Origin of the sequence: Kribbella sp. NBC_00382, from assembly GCF_036067295.1 — a bacterium.
Classification (GTDB): domain Bacteria; phylum Actinomycetota; class Actinomycetes; order Propionibacteriales; family Kribbellaceae; genus Kribbella.
The window spans coordinates 717,714-742,220 of record NZ_CP107954.1 but is presented as its reverse complement, the minus strand read 5'-3'; the positions used below and the strand labels follow the sequence as shown (position 1 = coordinate 742,220).

General features: G+C 67.5%; 18 protein-coding genes. 15 read left to right on the top strand and 3 right to left on the bottom strand.

The genetic code is table 11. From position 1 onward, the window contains the following. The first annotated feature begins 86 nt into the window (after nt 1-86). Nucleotides 87-2,957 (top strand): S8 family serine peptidase, encoded by a 2,871-nt coding sequence (locus OHA70_RS03695; RefSeq protein WP_328328506.1) that lies wholly within the window; start codon nt 87-89, stop codon nt 2,955-2,957. A gap of 105 nt (nt 2,958-3,062) precedes the next feature. Then, nucleotides 3,063-3,740, top strand: coding sequence for a DUF1707 SHOCT-like domain-containing protein (locus OHA70_RS03690; RefSeq protein ID WP_328328504.1), 678 nt, complete (start codon nt 3,063-3,065; stop codon nt 3,738-3,740). 9 nt (nt 3,741-3,749) lie between these two features. On the opposite strand, the gene OHA70_RS03685 is transcribed toward OHA70_RS03690, so the two are convergent. After that, the gene (locus OHA70_RS03685) at nt 3,750-5,414 is read right to left on the bottom strand and encodes a dolichyl-phosphate-mannose--protein mannosyltransferase (protein WP_328328502.1); all 1,665 of its coding nucleotides are present in this window, start codon (nt 5,412-5,414) and stop codon (nt 3,750-3,752) included. Nucleotides 5,415-5,452: 38 nt separating this feature from the next. Between OHA70_RS03685 and rsmI the strand changes: the two genes are divergently transcribed. From rsmI to OHA70_RS03630, 11 genes are all read left to right on the top strand, one after another. Further along, nucleotides 5,453-6,316, top strand: coding sequence for a 16S rRNA (cytidine(1402)-2'-O)-methyltransferase (rsmI, locus tag OHA70_RS03680; protein WP_328328500.1), 864 nt, complete (start codon nt 5,453-5,455; stop codon nt 6,314-6,316). 22 nt (nt 6,317-6,338) lie between these two features. Beyond that, nucleotides 6,339-7,910: a methionine--tRNA ligase gene (gene metG / locus OHA70_RS03675; protein WP_328328498.1), complete on the top strand. Its 1,572-nt coding sequence runs from the start codon at nt 6,339-6,341 to the stop codon at nt 7,908-7,910. Nucleotides 7,911-7,988: 78 nt separating this feature from the next. Next, nucleotides 7,989-8,900: an NADP-dependent oxidoreductase gene (locus tag OHA70_RS03670; protein ID WP_328328496.1), complete on the top strand. Its 912-nt coding sequence runs from the start codon at nt 7,989-7,991 to the stop codon at nt 8,898-8,900. Between the two features lie 73 nt (nt 8,901-8,973). Next, nucleotides 8,974-9,402 carry an SRPBCC family protein gene (locus OHA70_RS03665; protein ID WP_328328494.1) on the top strand — a complete coding sequence of 143 codons (429 nt, stop codon included), beginning with the start codon at nt 8,974-8,976 and terminating at the stop codon, nt 9,400-9,402. A gap of 48 nt (nt 9,403-9,450) precedes the next feature. After that, on the top strand, nt 9,451-11,694 hold the full coding sequence (locus OHA70_RS03660) for a hypothetical protein (RefSeq protein WP_328328492.1): 2,244 nt from the start codon (nt 9,451-9,453) through the stop codon (nt 11,692-11,694). Nucleotides 11,695-11,712: 18 nt separating this feature from the next. Continuing rightward, on the top strand, nt 11,713-12,627 hold the full coding sequence (locus OHA70_RS03655) for a TatD family hydrolase (RefSeq protein WP_328328490.1): 915 nt from the start codon (nt 11,713-11,715) through the stop codon (nt 12,625-12,627). Further along, entirely contained in the window at nt 12,621-13,523 is a 903-nt protein-coding gene (locus tag OHA70_RS03650; RefSeq protein ID WP_328328488.1) for an ornithine cyclodeaminase family protein, read from the top strand. Before OHA70_RS03655 ends, OHA70_RS03650 begins: the two co-directional genes overlap by 7 nt. 12 nt (nt 13,524-13,535) lie before the next feature. Then, nucleotides 13,536-14,150 carry a nitroreductase family protein gene (locus tag OHA70_RS03645; RefSeq protein WP_328328486.1) on the top strand — a complete coding sequence of 205 codons (615 nt, stop codon included), beginning with the start codon at nt 13,536-13,538 and terminating at the stop codon, nt 14,148-14,150. Between the two features lie 219 nt (nt 14,151-14,369). After that, nucleotides 14,370-15,482, top strand: coding sequence for a ubiquitin-like domain-containing protein (locus tag OHA70_RS03640; RefSeq protein WP_328328484.1), 1,113 nt, complete (start codon nt 14,370-14,372; stop codon nt 15,480-15,482). Between the two features lie 87 nt (nt 15,483-15,569). Beyond that, the gene (gene rsmA / locus OHA70_RS03635) at nt 15,570-16,388 is read left to right on the top strand and encodes a 16S rRNA (adenine(1518)-N(6)/adenine(1519)-N(6))-dimethyltransferase RsmA (RefSeq protein WP_328328482.1); all 819 of its coding nucleotides are present in this window, start codon (nt 15,570-15,572) and stop codon (nt 16,386-16,388) included. A gap of 9 nt (nt 16,389-16,397) precedes the next feature. Further along, the gene (locus OHA70_RS03630; protein WP_328328480.1) at nt 16,398-17,324 is read left to right on the top strand and encodes a 4-(cytidine 5'-diphospho)-2-C-methyl-D-erythritol kinase; all 927 of its coding nucleotides are present in this window, start codon (nt 16,398-16,400) and stop codon (nt 17,322-17,324) included. A 50-nt stretch (nt 17,325-17,374) separates the two neighbouring features. Here the strand turns inward: OHA70_RS03630 and OHA70_RS03625 are convergent, their stop codons facing one another. Next, complete coding sequence (locus OHA70_RS03625) at nt 17,375-19,744, bottom strand: ATP-binding protein (RefSeq protein WP_328328478.1); 2,370 nt, start codon at nt 19,742-19,744, stop codon at nt 17,375-17,377. Nucleotides 19,745-19,915: 171 nt separating this feature from the next. Between OHA70_RS03625 and OHA70_RS03620 the strand changes: the two genes are divergently transcribed. Together OHA70_RS03620 and OHA70_RS03615 are read left to right on the top strand one after the other, a co-directional pair. Next, entirely contained in the window at nt 19,916-21,742 is a 1,827-nt protein-coding gene (locus OHA70_RS03620; RefSeq protein ID WP_328328476.1) for a translation factor GTPase family protein, read from the top strand. A gap of 12 nt (nt 21,743-21,754) precedes the next feature. After that, nucleotides 21,755-23,545: an ABC-F family ATP-binding cassette domain-containing protein gene (locus OHA70_RS03615; RefSeq protein ID WP_328328474.1), complete on the top strand. Its 1,791-nt coding sequence runs from the start codon at nt 21,755-21,757 to the stop codon at nt 23,543-23,545. 387 nt (nt 23,546-23,932) lie between these two features. Here the strand turns inward: OHA70_RS03615 and OHA70_RS03610 are convergent, their stop codons facing one another. Further along, entirely contained in the window at nt 23,933-24,430 is a 498-nt protein-coding gene (locus OHA70_RS03610) for a MarR family winged helix-turn-helix transcriptional regulator (protein ID WP_328328472.1), read from the bottom strand. Nucleotides 24,431-24,507 lie beyond the last annotated feature (77 nt).

Below are 24,507 nucleotides of genomic sequence, written 5' to 3'. Positions count from 1 at the left end.
ATTGACAGGAAACCGGCGCGAATTCTGGTCCGTACCTCTGCCATACTCCGGCTCATTGTCACTTCTGAAGACCCTGGGGGGGTCCTGTGTCCTTCCGTCCTGCCCATCTCCTGCGCCTCGGCATCCCTGCCGCCCTGGTCGCAGCCACGCTGGTAGCCGTCACCGGTTCCGCCAGCCAAGCGGCCCAACCGGGCCCCTACACCCCGAAGTTCAAGGCCCACGACGCGTCCGGGCCGAAGTACGACCCGAACTCGGTCGTGGTGAAGTTCAAGCCGACCGCCACCAAGGCGGCCCGGCAGTCGGCGCTGTCGCGGTTCAAGAGCAAGACCGACGACTCGGTCACCGCCGAGACCATCGAGGTCACCGGTGAGGTGCCCGCGCCGGAGCTGCTGAAGAAGGTCAAGGCCGACCCGACCGTCGAGCTGGCCTCGCTGAACTACAAGCGGCACATCTCGGCCATCCCGAACGACGAGTTCTACGGCGAGGACCAGTCGCTCTTCGCGAGCACTGTCCGGCTGCCGCAGGCCTGGGACCTGTCCAAGTCATCCGGCAACCAGATCGTCGCGGTGCTCGACACCGGCGTCGACCTCGGCCACCCGGACCTGGCCGGCCACCTCGTCACCGGCTACAACGCCATCACGCCGGCCAGCCAGCCGATCGACGACGAGGGCCACGGCACGATGACGCTCGGCCTGATCGCCGCGGCCGGCAACAACGCGATCGGCGTCGCCGGTACCGCGTGGTCGGCGAAGGCGATGCCGGTCAAGGTGCTCGACAACGAGGGCTCCGGTTTCGACTCCGACATCATCAAGGGCCTCAACTGGGCAGTCCAGCACGGCGCCCGCGTCGTGAACATGTCGCTCGGTAGCGACCAGGACGATCCGGTCCTGCACGACGCGATCGCGCAGGCCGTCGCCGACGGGGTCGTGGTAGTGGTTGCTGCTGGCAATGACGGCAGCTCGCTCCTGCAGTACCCGGCCTCCTACCCGGAGGTGATCGCGGTCGCGGCCACCGACCCGCGGGGCAAGCTGTCCGACTTCAGCTCGTTCGGCGACTGGGTCGACATCGCTGCCCCAGGCACCCACCTGCTGAGCACCGGCCCGCGCGCACTCACGGACCCGGACTACCTGCCGTACTGGTACTGCACCGGTACTTCGTGCTCCGCGCCGGTCGTCACCGGAATCGCGGCCATGGTCCGCAACAAGTACCCCGCGTTCACGCCGGCCCAGATCCGTCAGCGCCTGATGGCGCTGTCCCGTGACGCCGGTCCGCGCGGCTTCGACCAGTACTACGGCGCCGGCATCGTGGACGCGTACGCGGCCCTCGGTGGCAAGACGACGACGGACTTCACCGGCGGCGCTGCCGACGGCAACGACCAGCCGTCCCGCTCGACCCATGTCGGCCTGACTCCCGTGTCGGGGCTGATCAGCACCGAGGGCGACGTCGACTGGTACTCGATCAACTCCGAGGCCGCGCGCAACCTGCGGGTCTCGGTGACCGGCCCGTCCTTCGACGAGCGGAACCAGAACTGGGCGAACGTCGGCCCGGAGGTCGACGTCTACAACGCCGACCTGCAATCGCTCGGCCACAAGGTGAACGCCTTCCCGCCGATCAACCCGACCACGAAGGAGCCGATCTGGGGTCCGCTGACCGCGTCCGTCGACGTCAGCGCCGCCGTTGGCCAGACGTACATCGCGGTCCGCAACAACAACGGGTCCTGGGACAGCCGGTCGTACAGCCTGTCCGTCACCGAGGCGGGTTCCGGCGGGACGAGCACTGCTCCGGCGTACCCGATCCGGGACGTCACGCCCGCTCATCTGTCCTCGGTCGCCACCCCGGACACCAAGCCCGTGGTGACGTTCGCTCGTGCGGTCGTCGAGTCGACGGTCACCGCCGGCACGGTCAAGCTGCAGAACGGTAAGACGGGGGCCACGGTGCCCGCGACTGTTGCCTACGACCCGGCGACGCTGAAGGCGACCATCACGCCGACCGCTCCTTTGCCGGAGGCAACGGCGTACAAGATCGTCGTCGATGGTGTGGAGGAGACGGGTGGCACGCCGCTGGCGTCGATCCAGACGGTCTTCAACACGAGCGACCTGATCCCGCCGAAGCTCACGACGTTCACCGCGACCGGGGCGTACCTGGCCGCGAACGTGTCGTGGACGATCCCGGACATCACGGATCTCGACCAGGTGATCATCCGGCAGAACGTCGGTGGCGTCGCCCCGACGATCAACACCGGTACGGCCGTCTACGCCGGTACCGGGACGTCGTTCAAAGTGACCGGTCTCAAGGCGGCGACGACGTACACGTACGCCGGCTGGGTGAAGGACAAGGGCGGCAAGATCAGCCCGATCTCCTCGAAGGCGGTCAACGGGGTCAAGTCGAGCATCACGACGACTGCTGCGGCGATCAACTACGGCGGCACGATCACGCTCAAGGGCAGCGTGCTGCGGATCGACAACAAGGCGTTCGCGGGTCTGCCGGTACAGCTGTACGGCCGGGCCAAGAACGTGGCGGCGCTCAAGCTGATCACCACGCTGACGACCAGCTCGACCGGCGCGGTCAGCTACGCGATCAAACCGACCACGTCCTCGGTCTACACGATGGTCTTCGTCGGTGACGCCGACCTGATGGGAACCCGCACCGCCGACCTCAACGTCGCCGTCGCGCCGACCGTCACCTCGGTCCTGTCGCCGACCGCCATCACGCTCGGTAAGACGGCGCGCTTCTCCGGAGTCGTCACGCCGGCCCACGCAGGCAAGCTCGTATCCCTGCAGCTCTACTCAGCCAAGACCTGGAAGAACATCGCCTCGGTCAAACTGAGCACCACGGGTGGCTACGCCTTCGGCATCAAGCCGACGACCCGAGGCTCCTTCGCGTACCGCGTCCTCTTCACCGCCGACGCGGACCACGCCCAGGCCCTCAGCCCGCAAAGGATCGTGAAGGTCAGCTGACCACTGCTGGAGGGCCTTCATAACTCGGTGAAGGCCCTGGGTGGACCCTGAGATCGGGGGAAATCTCGTTTCGGTGGGGGTGGGGTGGGGATATCGTTCGGGATTATGGACAATCTGCCCGAGCGCCAGAATCCGCATGCTCATCTGCGGGCCTCCGATACCGATCGGGATCAGGTCGTGGATGTTCTGCGCGATGCGCTGATGACCGGGCGGCTGACGCAGGAGGAGCACTCCGAGCGGCTGGAGCAGACGTTGCAGGCCAGGACGTTGGGTGAGCTCGAGCCGATCACGCAGGACCTCGCGGTACCGGGTCAGCCGTTCCAGCCGGTGGCTGCCTCGCAGCACTCGAACAGTCCGGTGCCGATCGAGGAGCCGGCCAACCCGGCGGACAGTTTCGAGTCGCTGGTCGGCATCTTCGGGGGCGGTGAGCGGAAGGGTCGCTGGCGGGTGCGGCGGCGGACCAACGCGATCTGCGTCTTCGGCGGGTACGACCTGGACATGACGGATGCCGTCTTCGAGGGCCGCGAGGTGACGATCTGGGCGTTCGCGATGTTCGGCGGGATCGACATCACCGTGCCGGACAGCGTCGAGGTCCGCAACGAAGGTGTCGGCATCTTCGGCGGCTTCGGCGCCCGGGGCGGCGAGTCACCCGACCCGAACGCACCCGTCGTTGTGGTCAAGGGCCTCGCGCTGTTCGGCGGCGTGGGCGGCCAGACCAGCTCCAAGCGCCACAGGAGGCGCTTCCGCGACCAAGGCGGCCATGGCCACGGCCACCTGCACTAGTGCCCTGCACTAGATCCAGGACTTGAACCACATGCGGTTCAGCCAGTCCGGATGCGGCATCACCTTGTCGGTCAGGATCGGCCAGATGTAGGCGAAGTTCAGCACGACCAGTACGACGAAAGCGCCGACGACCGCGCTGCCGATCAGCCGGCGCGGCGTCGATGCCTGGAGCGCCTGCTTCGCCGGGCCGAGGATCTTGCCCAGCACCATCGCCAGCGCCATACAGGTGAACGGGATCATCGTGACGGCGTAGAAGAAGAAGATCGGCCGGTCGTCGAAGAAGAACCATGGGATCCAGCAGGTGAAGAAGCCGACGATCGGGATCCCGAACCGCCAGTCGCGTTGCGCGATCCAGAACACCAGCGAGGCGATCAGCGCCAAGGCGCCGGCCCACCACAGCAGCGGCGTACCGACGGCAGAGATCACCGACAGGCAGTTCACCCCGGCCGGCGCGGTGCAGCCGTCGGTACCGGGCTTGATGTCGTTGACCGCGTCGAACCCGATCGGCCGGGCGATGATCGGCCAGCCGGCTGGGTGCGACTGGTACGGGTGGGTGGCCTTCTTGATGTAGTCGCCGGTGTGGAAGGCGAGTACTTCCTGGTGGTAGTGGATCAGCGACCGGAAATCGTCCGGGACCACCTTCATCACGCCCTGCGCCGGATGGTTCGCGGCGTAGTCGTGGTCGTAGGCGTTGTCGTGCAGCAGCCAGCCGGTCCAGGTCGCGGTGTAGGTGATACCGGCGAGGAGCACGATGCTGACGAACGCGGGCAGGCCGTCGACGAAGACCGACTTGATGAAGGCGTACCGGGCTCCGAGCGCACGCCGGGCGCCGAGGTCCCAGGCGAAGACGAGGATGCCGAAGCCGGCCATCACCCAGACCGCGGACCACTTGGTGCCGAGCGCCAGGCCGAAGCAGACGCCGGCGGCGAGACGCCACGGACGGAGCAGCAGCCAGCGGCCGATCTTGCGGCTGCCGTCGCGGTGCTCGAGGGAGTCCGCGTGCCGGCGGCGGGTCCAGTCGCGGTCTGCCACCAGGCAGGAGATCGCGGCGACCAGCCAGAAGGCCAGGAAGATGTCCAGCAGCGCGACCCGCGACATCACGAAGTGCAGGCCGTCGACGGCGAGCAGCAGACCGGCGATACAGCCGATCAGGGTCGATCGCGTCATCCGGCGTACGGTCCGAATGACCAGCAGAACAGTCAGCGTGCCGAAGAGCGCCGGCATGAACCGCCAGCCGAAGGTGTTCATCCCGAACAGCTGCTCGCCGGCCGCGATCATCCACTTGCCGACCTCGGGGTGCACGGTCAGGCTCGGGGTGGTCTTGAAGACGTCCAGGTTGCCGGCCAGGATCGCCTTGTCGGCGGCCCCCTCCGGCTTGTCGATGAACTGCAGCGCATAGCCGTGCTTGAGCAGCGAGTACGCGTCCTTGGCGTAGTACGTCTCGTCGAAGACGAACTTCACCGGGTTGCCGAGGTTCCAGAACCGCAGGATCGCGGCCAGCGCGGTGATCGCCAGCGTCGCGATCCAGCCACCCTCGAAGTCCTTCGGCATCGGCGGGTAAAGCCGCTCCTTGAGCGGCGGCAACCGTCTGCCCAGAACGTCCCGCCCCAGCGTCTCGCGCGCGTCGGCCTCAGCCTCAGACTCGTCCTCGATCACGGCAGTCACGTCGGCCATCGTACGGAGGATGCGGTACCACCGCCTCCCCGGCTGCGATGATGGCGGGTGTGACCGGGCGATTGGTGTTGGTGGGGACTCCTATTGGGGACTTTTCGGACGCGTCTGCGCGGTTGCGGCGGGTGTTAGGGGAAGTGGACGTGGTGGCCGCGGAGGACACCCGGCGGTTGAAGCGGCTGACGAGTGAGTTGGGGATCGTCGTCAGCGGGCGGGTCGTCAGCTTCTTCGAGGGGAACGAGCGGCAGCGGACCGATGAGCTGGTCGCCGTACTGCTCGAGGGGCAGACGGTGGCGGTGGTGACCGACGCGGGGATGCCGAGTGTGTCGGATCCGGGGTACCGGCTGGTGGCTGCCGCGATCGAGGCCGGCGTTGACGTCACCGCAGTACCGGGCCCGTCCGCGGTGTTGACCGCGCTCGCGTTGAGCGGGCTGCCGGTGGACCGGTTCACCTTCGAGGGATTCCTGCCGCGGAAGTCGGCCGAGCGGTCCAAGCGGTTCACCGAGCTTGCCCGGGAGCAGCGCACGATGATCTTCTTCGAGGCGCCGCACCGATTGGCCGCCTCCCTCCAGGATCTGGCCGACGCGCTCGGCAAGGATCGCCGTACTGCGGTCTGCCGCGAGCTCACCAAGACCTATGAAGAGGTCAAGCGTGGCACGGCCGCCGAGCTGGCCGAGTGGGCGGTGGACGGCGTGCGCGGCGAGATCACCATCGTGGTGGCCGGTGCCGATCCGTCCGCGCGGGAACTCGGCCCGGAGGAGCTGGCCGCCGAGGTCGCCGCCGACGAGGAGGCGGGCACACCGCGTAAGCAGGCCATCTCGGATGTCGCCAAGCGGTTCGGAGTACCGAAGAGGACGGTCTACGACGCCGTACTGGCCGCTCGAGACCCTGGTAAGGCCACCTAGTCCAGCGCACTACGCTTGACCCATGTCCGAGAAGGCCTTTTACGTCACCACCCCGATCTACTACGTCACGGCCCCGCCGCACATCGGCAGCGCCTACACGACGGTGGCCGGGGACGTCCTGACCCGTTGGCACGCCCAGCGCGGCGAGCGCAAGTGGTACCTGACCGGTACCGACGAGCACGGCGAGAAGGTGATGCGCAGCGCTCAGGCGCAGGGCATGACCCCGCAGGAGTGGACGGACAAGCTGGTCGAGGAGGCCTGGAAGCCGGCCTGGGTCGACGTCGACATCGACTACGACGACTTCATCCGGACCACCGAGAAGCGGCACACCGAGCGGGTCCGGGACTTCTGGCAGACGCTGTACGACAAGGGCGACGTCTACAAGGGCGAGTACGAGGGCCTGTACTGCGTGGGCTGTGAGGAGTTCAAGCTCCCCGCGGACATCCGGACCGACGAGGACGGCACCCAGCGGTGCATGATCCACGGCACCGAGCTGGAGACGGTCTCGGAGACCAACTACTTCTTCCGGCTCTCGGCGTACGCCGACAAGCTGATCGAGCTGTACGAGTCGCAGCCGGACTTCGTCGCGCCGTCGAGCGCCCGCAACGAGGTCATCTCGTTCGTGAAGCAGGGCCTGCAGGACCTGTCGATCACCCGGTCGACCTTCGACTGGGGCATCCCGGTCCCGTGGGACGAGGACCACGTCCTCTACGTGTGGATCGACGCGCTGCTCAACTACGTCACCGCGGCGGGCTACGGCACCGACCCGGAGCGGTTCGAGGAGCTGTGGCCGGTCGACGTGCACCTGGTCGGCAAGGACATCCTCCGGTTCCACGCCGTGATCTGGCCGGCCATGCTGATGGCCGCGGGCGTCGCGGTACCGAAGCAGGTCTTCGCGCATGGCTGGCTGCTGGTCGGCGGCGAGAAGATGAGCAAGTCGAAGCTGACCGCGATCGCGCCGAAGGAGATCACCGACCACTTCGGCTCGGACGCCTTCCGGTACTACTTCCTGCGCACGATCCAGTTCGGCTCCGACGGCTCCTTCTCCTGGGAGCACCTGAACGCCGTCTACACCTCCGAGCTCGCGAACGGCCTGGGCAACCTGGCCAGCCGGATCGCCGCGATGGTCAACAAGTACTTCGACGGCGAACTCCCCGAGCCCACCGACCACGGTTCCGCCGAGCAGGCCCTGGCCGACAAGCTCGCCGAGACCGTCGCCGCAGCTGACAAGGCGATCGACTCCCTGGCCTTCCACGACGCCCTCGCCGCGATCAACGACCTGGTCGGCGCCGTCAACGGCTACGTCTCCGACCAGGAGCCGTGGAAGGTAGCGAAGGACGAGTCCCAGAAGGCTCGCCTGGCCACCATCCTGTACACCTCAGCCGAGGTACTCCGCGCTGTCGCGGTCCTGCACAACCCGACGATGCCCAAGACAGCCGCCAAGCTCTGGACCCTCCTCGGCGCCGAAGCCAAACTCGGCCCCCTCAAGGACCAGCGAATCCAGGACGCCGGCACCTGGGCCCAGCTCCCGGTCGGCTCCGTCCTGGTCAAGGGCGACTCCCTCTTCCCCCGCCTGGCCGACCCAGAAGCCTGATCGGGAATATCCGCGTCGCCGTGTCGATTGAACTCTAAACCAGTTCAGTTGACGCTTCAACGAATAAGGAGCAGTGCGATGCGAGCGGTTGTCTTCGAAGAGTTCGGTGGACCCGAGGTCCTGCAGGTCAAGGACGCCAAGGAGCCGCAGGCCGGCCGGGGCGAGGTCCGGGTCGCGGTCAAGGCCGCCGGTGTGAACCCGATGGACTTCAAGATCCGGTACGGCTGGTTCGACAGCTTCATGCCGACCACCTTCCCGGCGGTCCCGGGCATCGAGGTGGCCGGTGTGGTCGACCAGATCGGTGAGGGTGTGACCGATTTCGCCGTCGGCGACGAGGTTGTCGGCTGGTCCCAGAGCGGCTCGTACGCTGAGCGCGCGCTGCTCGGTGCCGCCGCCAAGAAGCCCGCGAACCTCTCGTGGGAAGAGGCCGTCGCCGTCCCGGTCGCCGGTGAGACCGCGGCCCGGGTGCTGAACGAGCTCGGCCTGAAGGAAGGCGAGACGCTGCTCCTGCACGGAGCCGCCGGTGGGGTCGGCTCGGTCGGCGTCCAGCTCGCCGTCGCGCTCGGCGCGACCGTGATCGGTACGGCGTCCGAGGCCAACCACGAGTACCTTCGTTCGCTCGGCGCGATCCCCGTCGCGTACGGCGAGGGCCTGCTCGACCGGGTCAAGGAGGTCGCGCCGCAGGGTGTCGATGCCGTCTTCGACGCGGCCGGCAAGGGCGGTCTGGAGGAGTCGATCGAGCTGCGCGGTGGTACCGACCGGATCGTCACCATCGCCGACATGGCCGCCGGTGAGATCGGCGTGGCCGTCTCCAGCGGGGGTGTGGCCGACGAGGTGAAGGAGGCTGGTCTGGCCGAGCACGTCCAGCTCGCCGCCGACGGCAAACTGAAGCTGGCCGTCGCCAAGACCTTCACGCTCGACGAGGCCCGCGCCGCGCACGAGATCAGCGAGGCCGGCCACAACCGCGGCAAGCTCGTGATCCTTCCCTGACGCTTTTCTACAAGACCGTACGGCGCTGACGTCGTACGGTCTTGTCAGAAGACACAGATGGGAGTTGGACACCATGGCCGACTATCTGGCCACAGCGGAGACCGAGATCAATGCGTCGCCCGAGCGGGTCTGGAACGTTTTGACCGACCCGGAGCAGATCAAGAAGTTCATGTTCGGGGCCGACGTGGAGACCGACTGGCAACCGGGCAGTCCGATCACCTGGCAGGGCGAGTACGAGGGCAAGAAGTACACCGACAAGGGCGAGATCGTCGCGGTCGAGAAGGCCCGGTTGCTCAAGGTGACCCACTACAGCCCGTTGGGTGGGCAGCCCGACGTACCGGAGAACTACCACACGCTCACCTACTCACTGTCTGCGAGTGAGGGCGGCACGCACCTGAAGCTGACCCAGGACAACAACGGCAGCCAGGACGAGGCGGATCACTCCAGCGGCATGTGGAAGATGCTCGTCGACGGCGTGAAAAAGGCATCCGAAGGCGAGTAGCCCCCGGGCACCCGTCATCATTACCGGATGACGGGGACTATTCCGACAGTGACCACTCGATTACGGCCCGGGTTCGGGCTGCTCGGGTGGTGGCTGTTGGTGCCCCTCAGTGCGGTCCTGTTGCTGGTCCGGATCGGCGACTCGACCGGGGAGAGCGTCCGCTGGATGCTCACCTGGCTGATCGCGGTACTACTGCCAGGCACGCTCCTCTGGCGCGCACTGGCCGGCGGCCGCTCGTTGACCCAGGACCTGGGCTTCGGCGCAGTACTCGGCCTCGCCTGGCAACTGGCCGTCTGGGCAATCTGTACTGCGCTCGGCGTCCCACTACTCCAGTGGGCCTTCGTAGCGGGACTCCTGCTGGTCTTCGCGACCAAGAAGTCCCTGCGCCCGCCCGTCAGTGCCCCACCCCGCTGGTGGCACGTACTGCTCGTCTCTAGCCTCCTACTGGCGATGGTCCGGACAGTGGTCGTGCTACTCAGGCCCGTTCCGCTCCCGCCGCTCCCGGCCACCCGTCACCAGGACATCTGGTACCAGCTCGGCCTGGTCCAGCAACTGCTGCACGACGTCACGCCGGCCGACCCCTGGGTGCTGGGGGAGCCACTGATCTACCACTGGTTCGCGACCGCCTCCATGGCGAGCGGCTCGGTGATGGCCGACGTCCGGCCGGCCACTGTGCTTATCCACCAGTGGCCGCTGACCATGCTGCTCACGCTGGTCCTGGTCGGCTGGGCGGCGGGGGAGCTGCTCAGCGAGCGCAAGTGGGCCGCGCCGCTCGCCGGTCTGCTCGCTGGTGTCCTGCCGGGCGCTATCCAGCTAGTCGACACCCCAACGGCCAACATGTCGGCCGCACAGGTGGTGCAGGGACCGACCGGCACGATGGCCGCCGTCGTGATGCTCGGGCTGGTCGGACCGACCGTACTGATCCTGCGACGCCAGGCAGGTCCCGGTGTTTGGGCGGCGATGGTCCTGATGCTCGCGCTGGCGACCGGGACGAAACCGACCTTGCTCCCGATCACGCTGGTCGGCTGCCTGATAGCGGGCGCCGGCGCGTGGGTCTCCGAACGTCGAGCGCCCTGGCGCATAGCGGCGTTGGCTGGTGTCGCGGCGACCTTCTTATTGGCGTCTTCGTTCGCGCTGACCGGTAGTACTGGTGGCAGCCGGTTCCAGTTGCTCGCGGCGCTGCGGGTCCAGCCGTACTACCAGGCCGTCACCGGCGACAAGTCCTACCCGGCTACCGGCAATTGGGTGCTGCCCTCGCTGGAGCACGGCAACGCCCGGATGATCCTCTTCGCGGTCGTACTCGTGTCCTATTACTTACTGGTCGACGCGCCACGGCTGCTCACGCTGCTCGGTCTCAAGATGTCGCCCATGCGCCGCGATCCGGCGTACTGGTGGATCAGCGGGTGCGTCGCGGCCGGTACCGGGGTGACGCTCGTGTTCTCGCACACGGGCTATTCGGAGTACCACTTCCTCGGCGCGATCCTGGCGCTCGGGATGGTCGGGGTGGTTGCCGTCGGGGTCAACCTTGCGAACCAAACGCGCGCACGGGATCTCGTCGTCGTCGCAACCGCCGGCCTGGCCACCTCAGTTGCGCTCTATCTCTTCTGGCCGACCGACACCGAGACGCACACCGTGGCGCGCGCAGCGGCCGGGTTGCTGGCGCCGTTCGGGGTGCTGGCCGTGGTCGGGGCGGTCGTGATCCTCGGGATCAACCGGACGCGGCAGGCTGCGTCGGCCGCAGTACAGGTGATCGTGTTGACGGTCGCGGCGAGTCTGCCGGTGCAGTTCATCGTGATCGGGGATGCGCTCCGGGATGCGTCGCAGCCGCTGCCGCCGCCGAACATCGAGTACCGGACCTATCTGACGCGAGAAGAACAGAGCGCGATGCTCTGGCTGAGCAAGCACCTCGAGCCCAACGATGTGGCCGTCAGCAACGTCTTCTGCATGCCGGTGCCGTACCGTCCGGGCTGCCCCAACGATGCGTACTGGATGTCTGGCCTGAGCGGCGTGCAGATGTGGATGGGTGGCTGGGCCTATGCGCCGGCCAACCTCGCCGCGACCGAGCACAAGCACAGCTTCCTGCTGCAGCAGTCGCCCTGGCCCGACCGAGTGCTGGACAGCCGGATCGCGGTCGAGAAACCGTCCGAAGCGCACCTCGCCAAACTGGCCGGCGATGTCGGGATCACCTTGATCATCGGGGATCTGCGGGCCGGCCCGGTCTCGCCGAAGCTGGACCAGCTGGCCATCCCGATCTACCGGAACCAAGATATCCGGATCTACCGACTCAAATAACTAAGTACCCTGGACCCCATGTCTACCGACGGTGTGGAGGTCGATCGCCCGACGCGGGAACGTGCTGCCATCGGGGAGGACGGCCGGTCGCGCGACCGCAGTCGCCCCGCGGTGCCGGACCCGTTGCCGATGAGTGTGGTCGACGCGCACTGCCATCTGGACATCGCCGACGGCGAGGACGGCAACTGGCTGGCTGCGGCCGAGGCGATCAAGCTGGCCGCGTCGGTCGGCGTCACCCGGATCGTCCAGGTCGGCTGCGACCTGCCCGGCGCGGCCTGGGCAGTCGACGCCGCGGAGCAGTACCCGAACCTGATCGCCGGTATCGCCCTGCATCCCAACGAGGCACCCAAGCTGGCCTCCGCAGGCAAACTGGACGATGCCCTGGCCGAGATCGAGCGCCTAGCCACCTCCTCACCAAAAGTCCGGGTGATCGGTGAGACCGGCCTCGACTACTTCCGTACCGGCGAGGACGGCCGGGCCGCGCAGCACGAGTCGTTCGCGGCGCACATCGAGCTGGCCAAGCGGCTCGACAAGACGCTGATGATTCACGACCGGGACGCGCACGACGACATCCTGAAGATCCTGGACCGCGAAGGCGTGCCGGACCGGCTGGTGATGCACTGCTTCTCCGGCGACACCGAGTTCGCCCGCGAATGCGTCAACCGGGGCGCGTTCCTGAGCTTCGCCGGCGTGGTCACCTTCAAGAACGCGCAGTCGCTGCGCAACGCGCTCGCCGTCACGCCACTGGATCGCGTGCTGGTCGAGACGGACGCGCCGTACCTGACCCCGTCGCCGCATCGCGGCCAACCGAACGCGTCGTACCTGATCCCGCACACCGTCCGGAAGATGGCCGGCGTGCTCAACATCTCGGTCGCCGAGCTCTGCCAAGCGCTGTCCGACAACGCCAACCGCGCGTTCGGTGGTTCGTGGTAACCGTTCTGACCGACTCCGACATCGCCGCGCGGCTCGATGCCCGCTCGGCGGTCGGCTGGATGCGCTCAGCGTTGCTTGCCGAGCATCGGGGTGAACTGCACTCGCCACCGCGGGTCAGCACGCCGCTGGGGGACGGCCGGCTGGTGTTCACGACCGGTGCGCTGGAGGGGGAGTGGTACGGGTACCGCTCCTATGACTCCTTCGATACGTCGCCGGGTGCGCAGGTCGTGGTGGTCCACGATCGGCGGACCGGCATCGTCCGTGGTGTTGCGGTAGGCAACGAATTGGGGCCGCGCCGGGTCGGGGCGATCGGTGCGGTCGCGGTCGACGCGCTGGCTCCTTCCTCGGCATCCACGCTCGGCATCGTCGGTACCGGCGTACAGGCCTGGAATCAGTTGTGGGCGATCTCGGTGGTCCGTGAGTTGACCGAGGTGACCGTCTTCAGTCGCTCGGCGGATCGCCGGAACGCCTTTGCTGCAAGGGTTTCGACCGAATTGGGGCTGCCCGTAGTGGCGGCGCCGTCGGCGCGTGAGACGGTCGAGGGCAAGGCGCTCGTGGTGCTCGCGACCAACAGTCCGGTGCCGGTGATCGACGCGTCGTGGGTCGCGCCGGGGAGTTACGTGACGACGCTCGGACCCAAGCAATTCGGACGCGCTGAGTTCGGGCCTGACCTGGTCGCGCGGGCGGATCTCGCCGTGACGGACTCGCTGGCCCAGACTGCGGCGTACGACCCGCCCTTCATTTTGACCGGCACCGTGCAACACGACCGGCTGGTGAGTCTGGGCGCAGTACTGGCTGGGGATGCGCCGGCTCCCGCCTTGGGTCAGACGGTGATCTTCTGCTCGGTCGGGCTCGCGGGGACCGAGACGTACCTGCTGGCCAAACTGCTGGGCTGATAGACAGGGCTCATGGAGTTCAGTGAGGTCGTCCGGCGCCGGCGCATGGTCCGCAACTACGACCCGGACCGGCCGGTGCCTGCCGAGCTCCGGGAACGGATCCTGGAGAACGGTCTCCACGCGCCGTCCGGCGGGTTCAGCCAGGGCTGGGCGTTCCTGACCCTCGAAGGCGACGATCGGGAGCGGTATTGGCGGATCGCGGCCGAGGATCCGGATGAGAAGTATGTGGAGTGGATCACAGGGTTGCGGCGGGCGCCGCTGCTGATCTTCGCCTTCGCCCACAAGGACGCGTACCTCGACCGGTACACCGCGCCGGACAAGGGCTGGACCGACCGCGACGAGAAGCACTGGACGGCGCCGTACTGGTACATCGACACCGGCATGGCGGCGCTGCTGATGTTGCAGACGGTGGTCGACGAAGGCTTGGGTGCTTGCCTTTTCGGGCCTCCCGCGGAGAAGGTCGGGCGGCTCAAGGAGGAGTTCGGAGTACCGGACGGGTTCGATCCGATCGGGGTCATCTCGATCGGCTACCGGGCCCCGGACAAGCGGTCGCCGTCGCTCAAAAGAGGGCGTCGCAGTACTGCCGAAGTGGTGCATCGGGGGCACTGGGGTCATCACCAGGCGTGAGCGGCCCGTTACACCTTTTGCCGCCGCGCCGACTAGGGGATTGGCGCTTCAGCGACTTCTTCGTTACTGTCTCGTGATGTTGGCCGGGATCGGGGAAGATTCCGGACGGCACGCCCCTCGGCGGTTGACCGTGGTTTCCGGGCCCTGTACCCGGCATACGCGGCCTCGCGCCAGTGCCGTCCAGACCTCGTGCTCGGGTAGCCCTACCTGGGAGCGTTAGTGCGTAAGTCCATCATCGCGGCCGTGGGCGCCACGGCTGTGTTTGCCGTCGTGGGCGGCTCCGTGGCCTATGCGACCAAGAGCAAAACCGTCAGTCTGTCCATCGATGGCCAGGTGCAGAAGGTGCACACCTTCGGCTCCACCGTCGGGGACGCCCTGAAGGCGAAGAAGATCCAGGTCTCCGAGCGAGACGTGGTGGCCCCTTCGCTGGACGCCAAGCTGCAGGACGGCCAGGAGATCGCGGTGCAGTACGGCCGCCAGCTCACCGTCAACGCGGATGGCACGAAGAGAAGCTTCTGGACCACGGCGGACAGCCTCAGCGAGGCGATGACCGACCTGGGCCTGCGCTATGACGGAGCAGTCTTCTCCACCAGCCGGAGCGCGCCGATCGGGCGCGAAGGCCTCGAGCTGACCGTTCGCACCCCCAAGACCCTGCAGATCGTCCGGCTCGGCAAGACCGTCGCGGTCAAGTCGATGGCGACGACGGTCGGCGAGGCGCTGACCAGCGCCAAGGTCCCGTTCGACTCCAACGACCGGATCGTCCCGGCGGTGGCCACCGTGCTCAAGCCCGGCAGCATCACCCGGGTCGTCGTGGTCAAGGTCGAGACGAAGACGCTCAGCGAGCAGCAGGCGGTCGCCTTCGGCAAGAAGGAGACCAAGGACGCCACGATGCTCGAGGGCGAGACCAAGACGACCGCCAAGGGCGTCGCGGGCTCCAAGTCGGTCAAGTACCTGCTGACTTACCTGGACGGCAAGCTGTCGAGCAAGAAGCTCGTCTCCAGCGCGGTCGTCACCAAGCCCGTCGACGAGCTCGTCACGGTCGGCACCAAGAAGAAGCCGGTCGAGGACACTCCGCCCGCCACCGGTGGCAACGCCGGCGCCTGGGACCGGATCGCCGCTTGTGAGTCGGGTGGCAACTGGGCCTCCAACACCGGCAACGGGTACTACGGTGGCCTGCAGTTCGACCACGGCACCTGGGCCGCGTACGGCGGTACGGCGTATGCCAACAACGCCAACGGCGCGTCCAAGGCGCAGCAGATCTCGATCGCGGAGAAGGTCAAGGCCGACCGCGGTGGCTACGGCGCCTGGCCTGTCTGTGGCAAGAAGGCTTGATTCACGGCCTTCTCTGCGAGACTGGCGCTTGTGACCAGCGCTGATTCATCCACTTCCGCCGGACCGAGACTTCTCGGTCCGGCGGAAGTGCGTTCACTGGCCGCGCAGCTCGGGGTCCGCCCGACCAAGCAGCGCGGCCAGAACTTTGTCATCGATCCCAACACGGTGCGCCGCATCGTCCGCGCGGCGGACTTGTCGTCTGACGGCGAGACTGTGCTCGAGGTCGGCCCCGGGCTCGGGTCCCTGACGCTCGCGTTGCTTGCCGAGGGCCACCGGGTCACCGCGGTCGAGATCGATCCGGTGCTGGCCGGAGCGCTGCCGGCCACGATCGCGGAGTACGCGCCGAACCAGGCCGCTTCGCTGACGGTGGTCGAGGCGGATGCGATGACCGTCGTGCCGGCTCAGATCGGGACGCCTGACGCTTGTGTGGCCAACTTGCCGTACAACGTCGCAGTACCGGTTCTGCTGCATCTGCTGGCGATCGCGCCGTCGTTGCGGCACGGGCTCGTGATGGTGCAGTCCGAGGTGGCCGACCGGCTCGCGGCGCCGCCGGGCTCACGGACGTACGGCGTACCGTCCGCCAAGGCCGCCTGGTACGCCGAGGTGCGCCGCGCAGGTCCGATCGGCCGCAACGTCTTCTGGCCGGCCCCGAACGTCGACTCCGGCCTGGTCGCCTTCACCCGCCGCGAACCGCCCGCTTCCACCGCGTCCCGCGAAGAAGTCTTCAAGGTGATCGAGGCCGCCTTCTCGCAGCGCCGCAAGACCGTCCGCTCCGCGCTGGCCCGCTGGATGCCCGACCGCGAGCGCCTGGACGCTGCGCTGGCCGCGGCCGGCGTCGACCCGTCACTGCGCGGCGAGATGTTGGGAATCGAACAGTTCGCCGCGATTGCGTCCGCTGGGCATTAGCCTGTGCCCGTGTCAGCTCATCAGGTCACGGTCCGGGCGCCGGCCAAGATCAATCTCGGCCTGTCCGTCGGCCCGCCGCGCCCTGACGGCTTCCACCCGCTCGCGACCGTCTACCAGGCCGTTGCCCTGTACGACGATGTGACGGCGACCCTGCGCGACGACTCGGACGTCACCGTCGAGGTGCTCGGTGACTTCGCGGCGGACGTCCCCACGGACAGTACGAACCTGGCCGTGAAGGCGGCTCAGGTGCTGCAGGCGGAGTACGACGTCGAAGAAGGCGTCGATCTGGTGATCCGCAAGACCATCCCGGTCGCCGGTGGAATGGCCGGCGGCTCCACGGACGCTGCTGCGACTCTTGTTGCCTGCAACCGGCTGTGGGGGCTTGGGCTCGCGCAGGTCGAGCTGGAACGCATCGCGGCCGACCTGGGCAGTGACGTCCCGTTCTGCCTCGTCGGCCACACTGCGCTCGGTCGCGGCCGCGGTGAACAGGTCACCGAGGTAATGTCCCGCGGCACCTTCCACTGGGTCTTCGCCATCGCCGAAGGCGGCCTCTCGACTCCTGCCGTCTACCGCGAACTAGACCGCCTCCGCCCCCTCCGCCGCGTCGAACCACCCGAAGTCCACCCCGAACTCCTCACCGCCCTTCTCTCCGGCCAACCGGCCGCCCTGGCAGTTGCCCTAAGCAACGACATGCAAGCAGCCGCCCTCTCCCTCCGCCCCGAACTGGCCGCCACCCTCCAGTTCGGCCTCGACCAAGGCGCCCTGGCCGCCATGATCTCCGGCTCCGGCCCGACCTGCCTCTTCCTGGCCGCCGACAGCCGCCGAGCAGTAGACCTAGCCGTAGAACTAGCCGAATCCGGCCTCTGCCGCATGGTCCGCCAAGCCGAAGGCCCAGTCCCCGGCGCCAGAATCCTCCCCGCTCCCATCCCGCGCTAGCCCGGTACTACGCCCACGCGCCACCGCCCGCCGCTCCGTCGCGCGGGCGGTCAACTGCGATTCGGGCCGCGGCTTTGGGTGATTGTTTGGGCTTGGGTGCGGTGTTCTGTGGCTAGGGCGTGGTTGCCGATGGCGTCCAGGGAGTCGGCTAGGTGGGTGAGGATCAGGTAGTGGCGTAGGCCGTCGTCGTAGTGGGTGCTGATGGTCAGGGCTTTCTCGTGGTGGCGGATCGAAGACTGGAGGTCGCCTGACAGGCGGTTGGTGACGCCTAGTTCGTCCAGGGTTTCGGCGAGGCTTATCTGGTCGTTGAGGGACTTGAATTTGGTGACGGCCTGGTGGAGGTGGGCCGTGGAGGACAGGAGGTCGCCGGCTTGTTGGTAGGCGACGCCGGAGCAGAGGAGGGCGGCGGCCAGGTGGTGCTGGGCGTCGTGGTGGGTGCTGATGGCGATCGCTTCGTCGTAGGACGATCGTTGGGCTGCGGCTCGGCCGAGCTTGCCCTGGGAGTTGCCGAGGTTGATGTGGGCGATCGTTTCGCCGGGGGCGTCGTCGAGTTTGCGGTAGAGGGAGAGGGCTCGTTCACCGGCGTCGATCGCTTGCTGGTAGTCGCCGTTGAGGTCGAGAACGTGGCTCAGGTTCGCCAAAGCCAACGCCTCGCCGACCAGGTCGTCGGTGGCTTCGAAGAGGTCGCGGCTGCGCTGGAGTTCGGCGATCGAGTCGTCTGGATCACCAGCTCCGGATCGGGCCAGGTCGCAGAGGACCAGGCCGAGGTCGCTGCGGATGTGCGCCTCGGCCCGCGGGTCGTTCACCACCTCGAGCGCCGTCCGGAAGATCCGCAAGCAGTCCAGCCAATGGCCGCGCATGGCGTAGAACGTGTGGAGGCCGATCACCAGCCGGAGCACCGACACAACTGGCACGCCGTCAGTTCGCGCGCCTTGCGATGCCAGCGCGAGCAGGTGCGGCCGCTGGCCGTCGAGCCAGGAGAGTGCTGAACTCATGTCCGCGTAGGCAGGTCCGCCAACGAGAGGAGGCTGAGCCCGGTACCACGGCAGCCGACCGGATCGAGGGAAGCCGAGTTCGATCGACTGCCACGCCGCCGACGCGTACAGGTCGAGGATCCGCGTGATCACCGCAGCCTGTTGGGTCGGGCTGACACTCGCCTGCGCCCGCTCCCTCGCGTACATCCGCAGCAGATCGTGCAGCCGGTACCGCCGCGGCGCCATCGACTCGACCAGATGCAGATTGCAGAGATCCTCGAGCGCATCCAGCGCCGCATGCTCATCGCAATCCAGCAGCCGGGCCGCGACCTCGACGGTCAGATCAGGCCCATCCGGTACTCCGAACAGCGCAAAGGCCCCCGCTGCCCGCTGCTCACGGGCACTGGCCCCAGCCGCCAGATCGTCGATCGAGACGTCGAAGCTGGCCCGTACTCCGAGCTCGTGATCCTGCAGTTGATCCAGCCGCCGCCGCTCGTCCTGCAACAGCCCGGCCAGGTGCGCCAACGGCCATTGCGGCCTGGCCGCCAGGCGACCGGCCGAGATCTTCAAGGCGAGTGGCAAGAGACCACATGCTTCGACGATCGACTGGGCGGCCTGCGGCTCGTGATCGACGCGGGTGGCGCCGACGGTGGTACGGAGCAGGTCGAGCCCTTCCGACGAAGACAGCAGTCCGAGGCGGACGATCTGCGCCGTCGGCATCCCGGACAGCTCATGCCGGCTCGTGATGATGACGGCAGAACGGCCAGTACCGGGCAGCAACGACTGCACCTGGGCGGCATCTCGCGCGTTGTCCAGCACGATCAACGCCCGGCGGCCCGCCAGGAGAGTCCTCAGCCGGGCTGCGGCCTCGTCGACCTGCACTGGTACGTCGGGGCCGGACAAGCCGAAGGCGCGAAGGAGGTAGTTGAGCGCTTCGAGTGGCGAGACGGCGGCCCCGATGTCATAGCCGTGGAGATCCAGATAAGCCTGGCCGTCGGGATACTCCTCGATCGCGGAATGAGCGGCCTTCACCGCGAGGGTCGTCTTACCAACGCCACCCATCCCGGTGATGGCGAGGATCGCGACCCGGGTTCCGCTGGTGAGAGCGGTGTGCAGGACATCGAGATCAGCGGCCCGGCCGGTGAAGCTCGCATCGGGCAAGGGCAGCTGACGAGGTACCAACGGAGCAGTCGCCGCTGTGGTCTCCGGTTGGATGCGTTTCTGGCGGCGTGTGGCGGCGGCGGTGAAGGCAGCGCGTTCGTCGGAGGTCAGGTCCATCGCGTAGGCGAGGGCGTCGACCGTCTCGCGGCGTGGGTACCGCCGCACTCCGCGCTCGAGTGCGCCGATGGCTGCCAGGCTCACGCCGGCCTTCTGCGCCAGCTTCTCCTGGGTCAGGCCGGCGGCGCGGCGGTACCGGTAGAGCAGGGTCGCGAAGTCCGCTTCCATCCGCTGTCCTCTCGAAACTCAATCGCCAGCGCCTCACCCGCAGGTTATCCTCACCAAACCAGTCGTCCGCGGTATCCGCAGAGAAGGAGCTCCAGATGCGCCGAGCGTCGGTCTACGCCATCACTCCTGATCGCTGCGACGCACCCGCGAGGACCTTTGAACACTCTGACGATGGGCATTCTGGCGCATGTCGACGCCGGTAAGACCAGCCTGACCGAACGCCTGCTGTACGCCGCGGGCGTGATCGACCACGTCGGCCGCGTGGACGATGGCAGTACCCGTACGGACTCGATGGACCTGGAACGCCGGCGGGGGATCACCATCCGCTCGGCCGTGGTCTCGTTCGAGCTCGGCGACCTGACCGTCAACCTGATCGACACCCCGGGCCACTCCGACTTCATCGCCGAGGTCGAGCGCGCACTGTCCGTGCTCGACGGCGCCGTACTGGTGATCTCGGCCGTCGAGGGCGTCCAGGTGCAGACCCGGTTGCTGATGCGCACGTTGACCCGGTTGCGCATCCCGACGCTGTTGTTCGTCAACAAGATCGACCGGATGGGAGCCCGGTACGACGAGTTGCTGGCGGACATCGCCCGGCTGCTCACCCCGTCCGCCCTACCGATGGGATCGGTGGCCGACCTGGGCACCAGGCAGGCGAAGTACCACGAAACTCCCCTGGGAGACGCGAGGGAATTGCTTGCTGAGGGCAATGACAGGTTCCTGGCCCAGTATCTCGAGGACGAGCTGACGCCAGAGGACTGCCGGCGTGAGCTGGCCGAGCAGGTCCGCCGGACCCGCGTACACCCGGTGTTCTTCGGATCGGCGATGACCGGCGAAGGGGTGCCGGAGCTGATCGACGGCATCCGCGACTGGTTGCCGCGAGCAACGGGTAATCAGGATGAGCCACTCAGAGCCCAGGTGTTCAAGGTGGAACGCGGGTCGGCGGGGGAGAAGATCGCGTCGGCGCGGGTGTTCGCCGGGCGACTCCAGGTCCGGCAACCAGTTGACGTGCATCGCGGCGCATCGACGTACGAGGTCAAGCCGACTTCTGTGCAGGTGTTCGATCGTGGCGGCACGCGGACGGCCGACACGGCTGAGGCGGGGCGGATCGTTGCCTTGCGCGGGCTCAAGCAGGTGCAGATCGGGGACCAGCTCGGGGCGCCGATCCAGAGGGGCGGGCAGTTCTTCGCGCCGCCGACGTTGGAGACGGTCGTGAGGGCGCAGGATCGGGTGAAGCTGTTCCAGGCGTTGCAGCAGCTCGCGGAGCAGGATCCGCTGATCCGGGTCCGGAAGGACGCACACGGGCAGATCTCGGTGAACCTGTACGGCGAGGTGCAGAAGGAGGTGATCGCGTCGCTGCTGGAGGAGGAGTACGGGCTCGCGGTCACCTTCAGCGAGACGACGCCGATCCACGTCGAGCGACCTGTGGGAGTCGGCGAAGCGGTCCGCGAGATCGGCGAACCCGGCAACCAGTGGTGCGCCGCCGTCGGCTTCCGCATCTCGCCGGCGCCGGTCGGTACCGGCCTCGACTACCGGCTGGAGGTGGAGCTCGGCGCGTTGCCACGGGCGTTCCACACCGCGATCGAAGAGACGGTCAGGCTCGCCCTGCAGCAAGGACTGCACGGCTGGGAGGTGCTGGATTGCCGGGTGGATCTCATCCGTACGGCCTACTCATCGGTGATGACCGTCGCCGGCGACTTCCGCCGACTCGTCCCGGTGGTGCTCAACCAGGCGCTCCAGGAAGCCAAAACCAAGGTGTACGAGCCGGTCAACTCGTTCGACCTGGAGCTCCCGCCGGACTCCGTCTCGCCCGTGATCGCCAAACTGGCGGAGGCCAACGCGACCCTGGAGAACACGGAGGTCACCCCCGACCGGGCAACCCTCAAGGGCCTGATCCCGGTCGGCCGGATCCATGCCTTCGAAGCCCAATTGCCCGGCCTCACCCATGGCGAGGGGGTGCTCCTGACCACCTTCGACGGGTACCAGCCGATCACCGGTTAGGCTTGAGGGGATATGGCCGCTACCCCTGCACCCAACCTTGTCAATCTTGAAGCCGTCTCCAAAGGCTTCGGAACCCGCACCCTGCTCGATGGGGTGACCCTCGGCATCGGCCGGGGCGAGCGGATCGGGGTGGTGGGGCGCAACGGCGACGGCAAGTCGACGTTGCTGCGCCTGCTGGCCCGGGAGGAGACGGCCGACGCCGGCCGGGTGACGCACAACCGCGACCTGCGGCTGGGCTTCCTCGGGCAGGCCGACAGCCTCGACCCGGAGCTGACCGTCGCGCAGGCCGTGCTGGGCGACGTCGAGACCTACACCTGGGCTGCCGATCCGCGAGCACGCGACGTCATGGAGCAGTTGCTCGGTGGCGTCGACCACGAAGCGCTGGTCGGCACGCTCAGCGGTGGTGAGCGCCGGCGCGCGTCGCTGGCGCACCTGCTGATGACCGAGGTCGACCTGCTGATCCTCGACGAGCCCACCAACCACCTCGACATCGAGGCGGTGAACTGGCTCGCGCAGCACGTCGTCGACCGGGCCGGCGCGCTCATCGTCGTCACCCACGACCGCTGGTTCCTCGACGAGGTCTGCAACGAGACCTGGGAGGTCCAGGGCGGCAAGGTCAACTCGTACGACGGCGGCTACGCCTCGTACGTACTGGCCAAGGCCGAGCGGTCCCGCAACGAAGCCGTCGTCGAGGGCAAGCGGCAGAACCTGGTCAAGAAGGAGCTCGCCTGGCTGCGCCGGGGAGCGCCCGCGCGGACCGCGAAGCCGAAGTTCCGGATCGAGGCGGCCAACGCCCTGATCGAGAACGAGCCCGAGCCCCGCGACAAGCTCGCGCTGGCCAAGCTCGCCACCTCGCGGCTCGGCAAGGACGTCTTCGACGCCGAGGACGTCACCTTGAGCTTCGGCGACCGGGTGATGCTCAATCACGTCACCTTCCGGATCGGCCCGGCCGACCGGATCGGCCTGCTCGGCCCGAACGGCGCCGGCAAGACGACCTTCCTCAAGGTGCTGACCGGCCTGCTCCCGCCGGACTCCGGCAAGGTCAAGCAGGGCAAGACGGTCAAGATCGCCAACCTCTCGCAGACGCTGGAGGATCTCGACGGCACGGTGACGGTGCTCGCGCACATCACCGGCATCCGCCGGGTCGCGGCCCTGGCCGCCGGCGTCGGCGAGATGAACTCGTCCCAGCTGCTCGAGCGGTTCGGCTTCACCGGCGACAAGCTGACCACCCGGATCAACGACCTGTCCGGTGGCGAACGCCGCAGGCTGCAGCTGCTCCGGATCCTGCTCGACGAGCCGAACGTGCTGATCCTCGACGAGCCCACCAACGACCTGGACGTCGAGACGCTGACCGTGCTCGAGGACTTCCTCGACAACTGGCCGGGCGTCGTCGTGATCGTCACCCACGACCGGTACTTCCTCGAGCGGGTCAGCGACATGGTCTACACGATCCTGGGCGACGGAGCCGTCCGGCACCTGCCGCGCGGCGTCGACCAGTACCTCGAAGAGCTCAAGGCCGGCTCGGGCCGCCGCGCCACCGCTCCGTCGACCAAGGTGCAACCCGTGAGCACCGCGCCCGTCGTCGACGCGGCGGCTGCCAGGGCGGCGAAGAAGGAGCTCAACCGGATCGAGCGGCAGCTGTCCAAGGTGAAGTTCAACGAGGCGAAGCTGCACGACCAGCTGGCCGCCAACGCGAGCAACTACGCACGGCTGGCCGAACTGGACACCGACCTGCGCAAGCTCGCCGATGAACGCGCCGAGCTGGAAACCGCCTGGCTCGAAGCGGCCGAACTCACCGAATAGGTCAGTACATTCTTGGTGAATGCGTGAGTCGCGGCACACCCTCCTATCCCCTGTGATTGGGAGGGTATGCCGCGACTGCGGGCGAGCGGGCCCCGACCGGCCGGGTTGTCCGAGCCCCGAGCCCCGGACACCACCAACCGGCTTCGGCGAACCACCTCTTGCCGCCGAAGTCACCGATCTCGTGGACGTTCTGTAGTCGCTTGACCACCAACAGTCAGGACACTAGTTGGACCGGTCACTCAGTGTCGATAGTCGTGGACTACAGCAATCTCTCGATCTCGTTGCAACTAGCAACGATCGGTGCCCACATAAAGTGACGGGTCGTCTTTTCGGATTATTCCGGCACAATTCCGGTGAGTAACTTGGCGGCCGCGAAGAAATGCGGCTTCAGTGTTTTTCCTGGTCGAACGGGCCGACCAGTTCGCGCAGTACGCGGGCGATCTTGGCTTGGTCGCGCTCGCTGATCGAACCGAGCAGGGTGCGCTCGTGTGCGAGCAGATCGGCCATCGCCGCGTCGACCGAGTCACGGCCGGCGTCGGTCAGCTGAACCAGTACGCCTCGCCGGTCACCCGGATCGGGCAACCGCTCCACCAGGCCGCGCGCGGTCAGCCGGTCGACCCGGTTCGTCATCGTCCCCGACGTCACCAGAGTCTCCTTGAGCAACCGCCCGGGGGAGAGCTGGTACGGCTCCCCGGCCCGCCGCAGTGCCGCCAGTACGTCGAACTCCCAGGACTCCAGTCCATGCGTCGCGAACGCATGGCTCCGGGCGCGATCGAGATGGCGCGCCAACCGGGTCACCCGGGAAAGCACCTCCATCGGCGCCACGTCGAGATCGGGTCGCTCCCGACGCCAGGCCTCGATCAGCCGGTCGACCTCGTCTCTCATGGTTCGAGCGTATGCCATCAAGACTCTTGACATCAAGACAACCGGCAGGCGTAAAGTATCTCGACGTCAAGAGATCT

Coding starts and splice junctions, on each gene's coding strand:
- OHA70_RS03690 (WP_328328504.1), top strand. CDS start 3,063: ATGGACAATCTGCCCGAGCGCCAGAATCCGCATGCTCATCTGCGGGCC.
- OHA70_RS03685 (WP_328328502.1), bottom strand. CDS start 5,414: ATGGCCGACGTGACTGCCGTGATCGAGGACGAGTCTGAGGCTGAGGCC.
- rsmI (WP_328328500.1), top strand. CDS start 5,453: ATGATGGCGGGTGTGACCGGGCGATTGGTGTTGGTGGGGACTCCTATT.
- metG (WP_328328498.1), top strand. CDS start 6,339: ATGTCCGAGAAGGCCTTTTACGTCACCACCCCGATCTACTACGTCACG.
- OHA70_RS03670 (WP_328328496.1), top strand. CDS start 7,989: ATGCGAGCGGTTGTCTTCGAAGAGTTCGGTGGACCCGAGGTCCTGCAG.
- OHA70_RS03665 (WP_328328494.1), top strand. CDS start 8,974: ATGGCCGACTATCTGGCCACAGCGGAGACCGAGATCAATGCGTCGCCC.
- OHA70_RS03655 (WP_328328490.1), top strand. CDS start 11,713: ATGTCTACCGACGGTGTGGAGGTCGATCGCCCGACGCGGGAACGTGCT.
- OHA70_RS03645 (WP_328328486.1), top strand. CDS start 13,536: ATGGAGTTCAGTGAGGTCGTCCGGCGCCGGCGCATGGTCCGCAACTAC.
- OHA70_RS03625 (WP_328328478.1), bottom strand. CDS start 19,744: ATGGAAGCGGACTTCGCGACCCTGCTCTACCGGTACCGCCGCGCCGCC.
- OHA70_RS03620 (WP_328328476.1), top strand. CDS start 19,916: ATGGGCATTCTGGCGCATGTCGACGCCGGTAAGACCAGCCTGACCGAA.
- OHA70_RS03615 (WP_328328474.1), top strand. CDS start 21,755: ATGGCCGCTACCCCTGCACCCAACCTTGTCAATCTTGAAGCCGTCTCC.
- OHA70_RS03610 (WP_328328472.1), bottom strand. CDS start 24,430: ATGAGAGACGAGGTCGACCGGCTGATCGAGGCCTGGCGTCGGGAGCGA.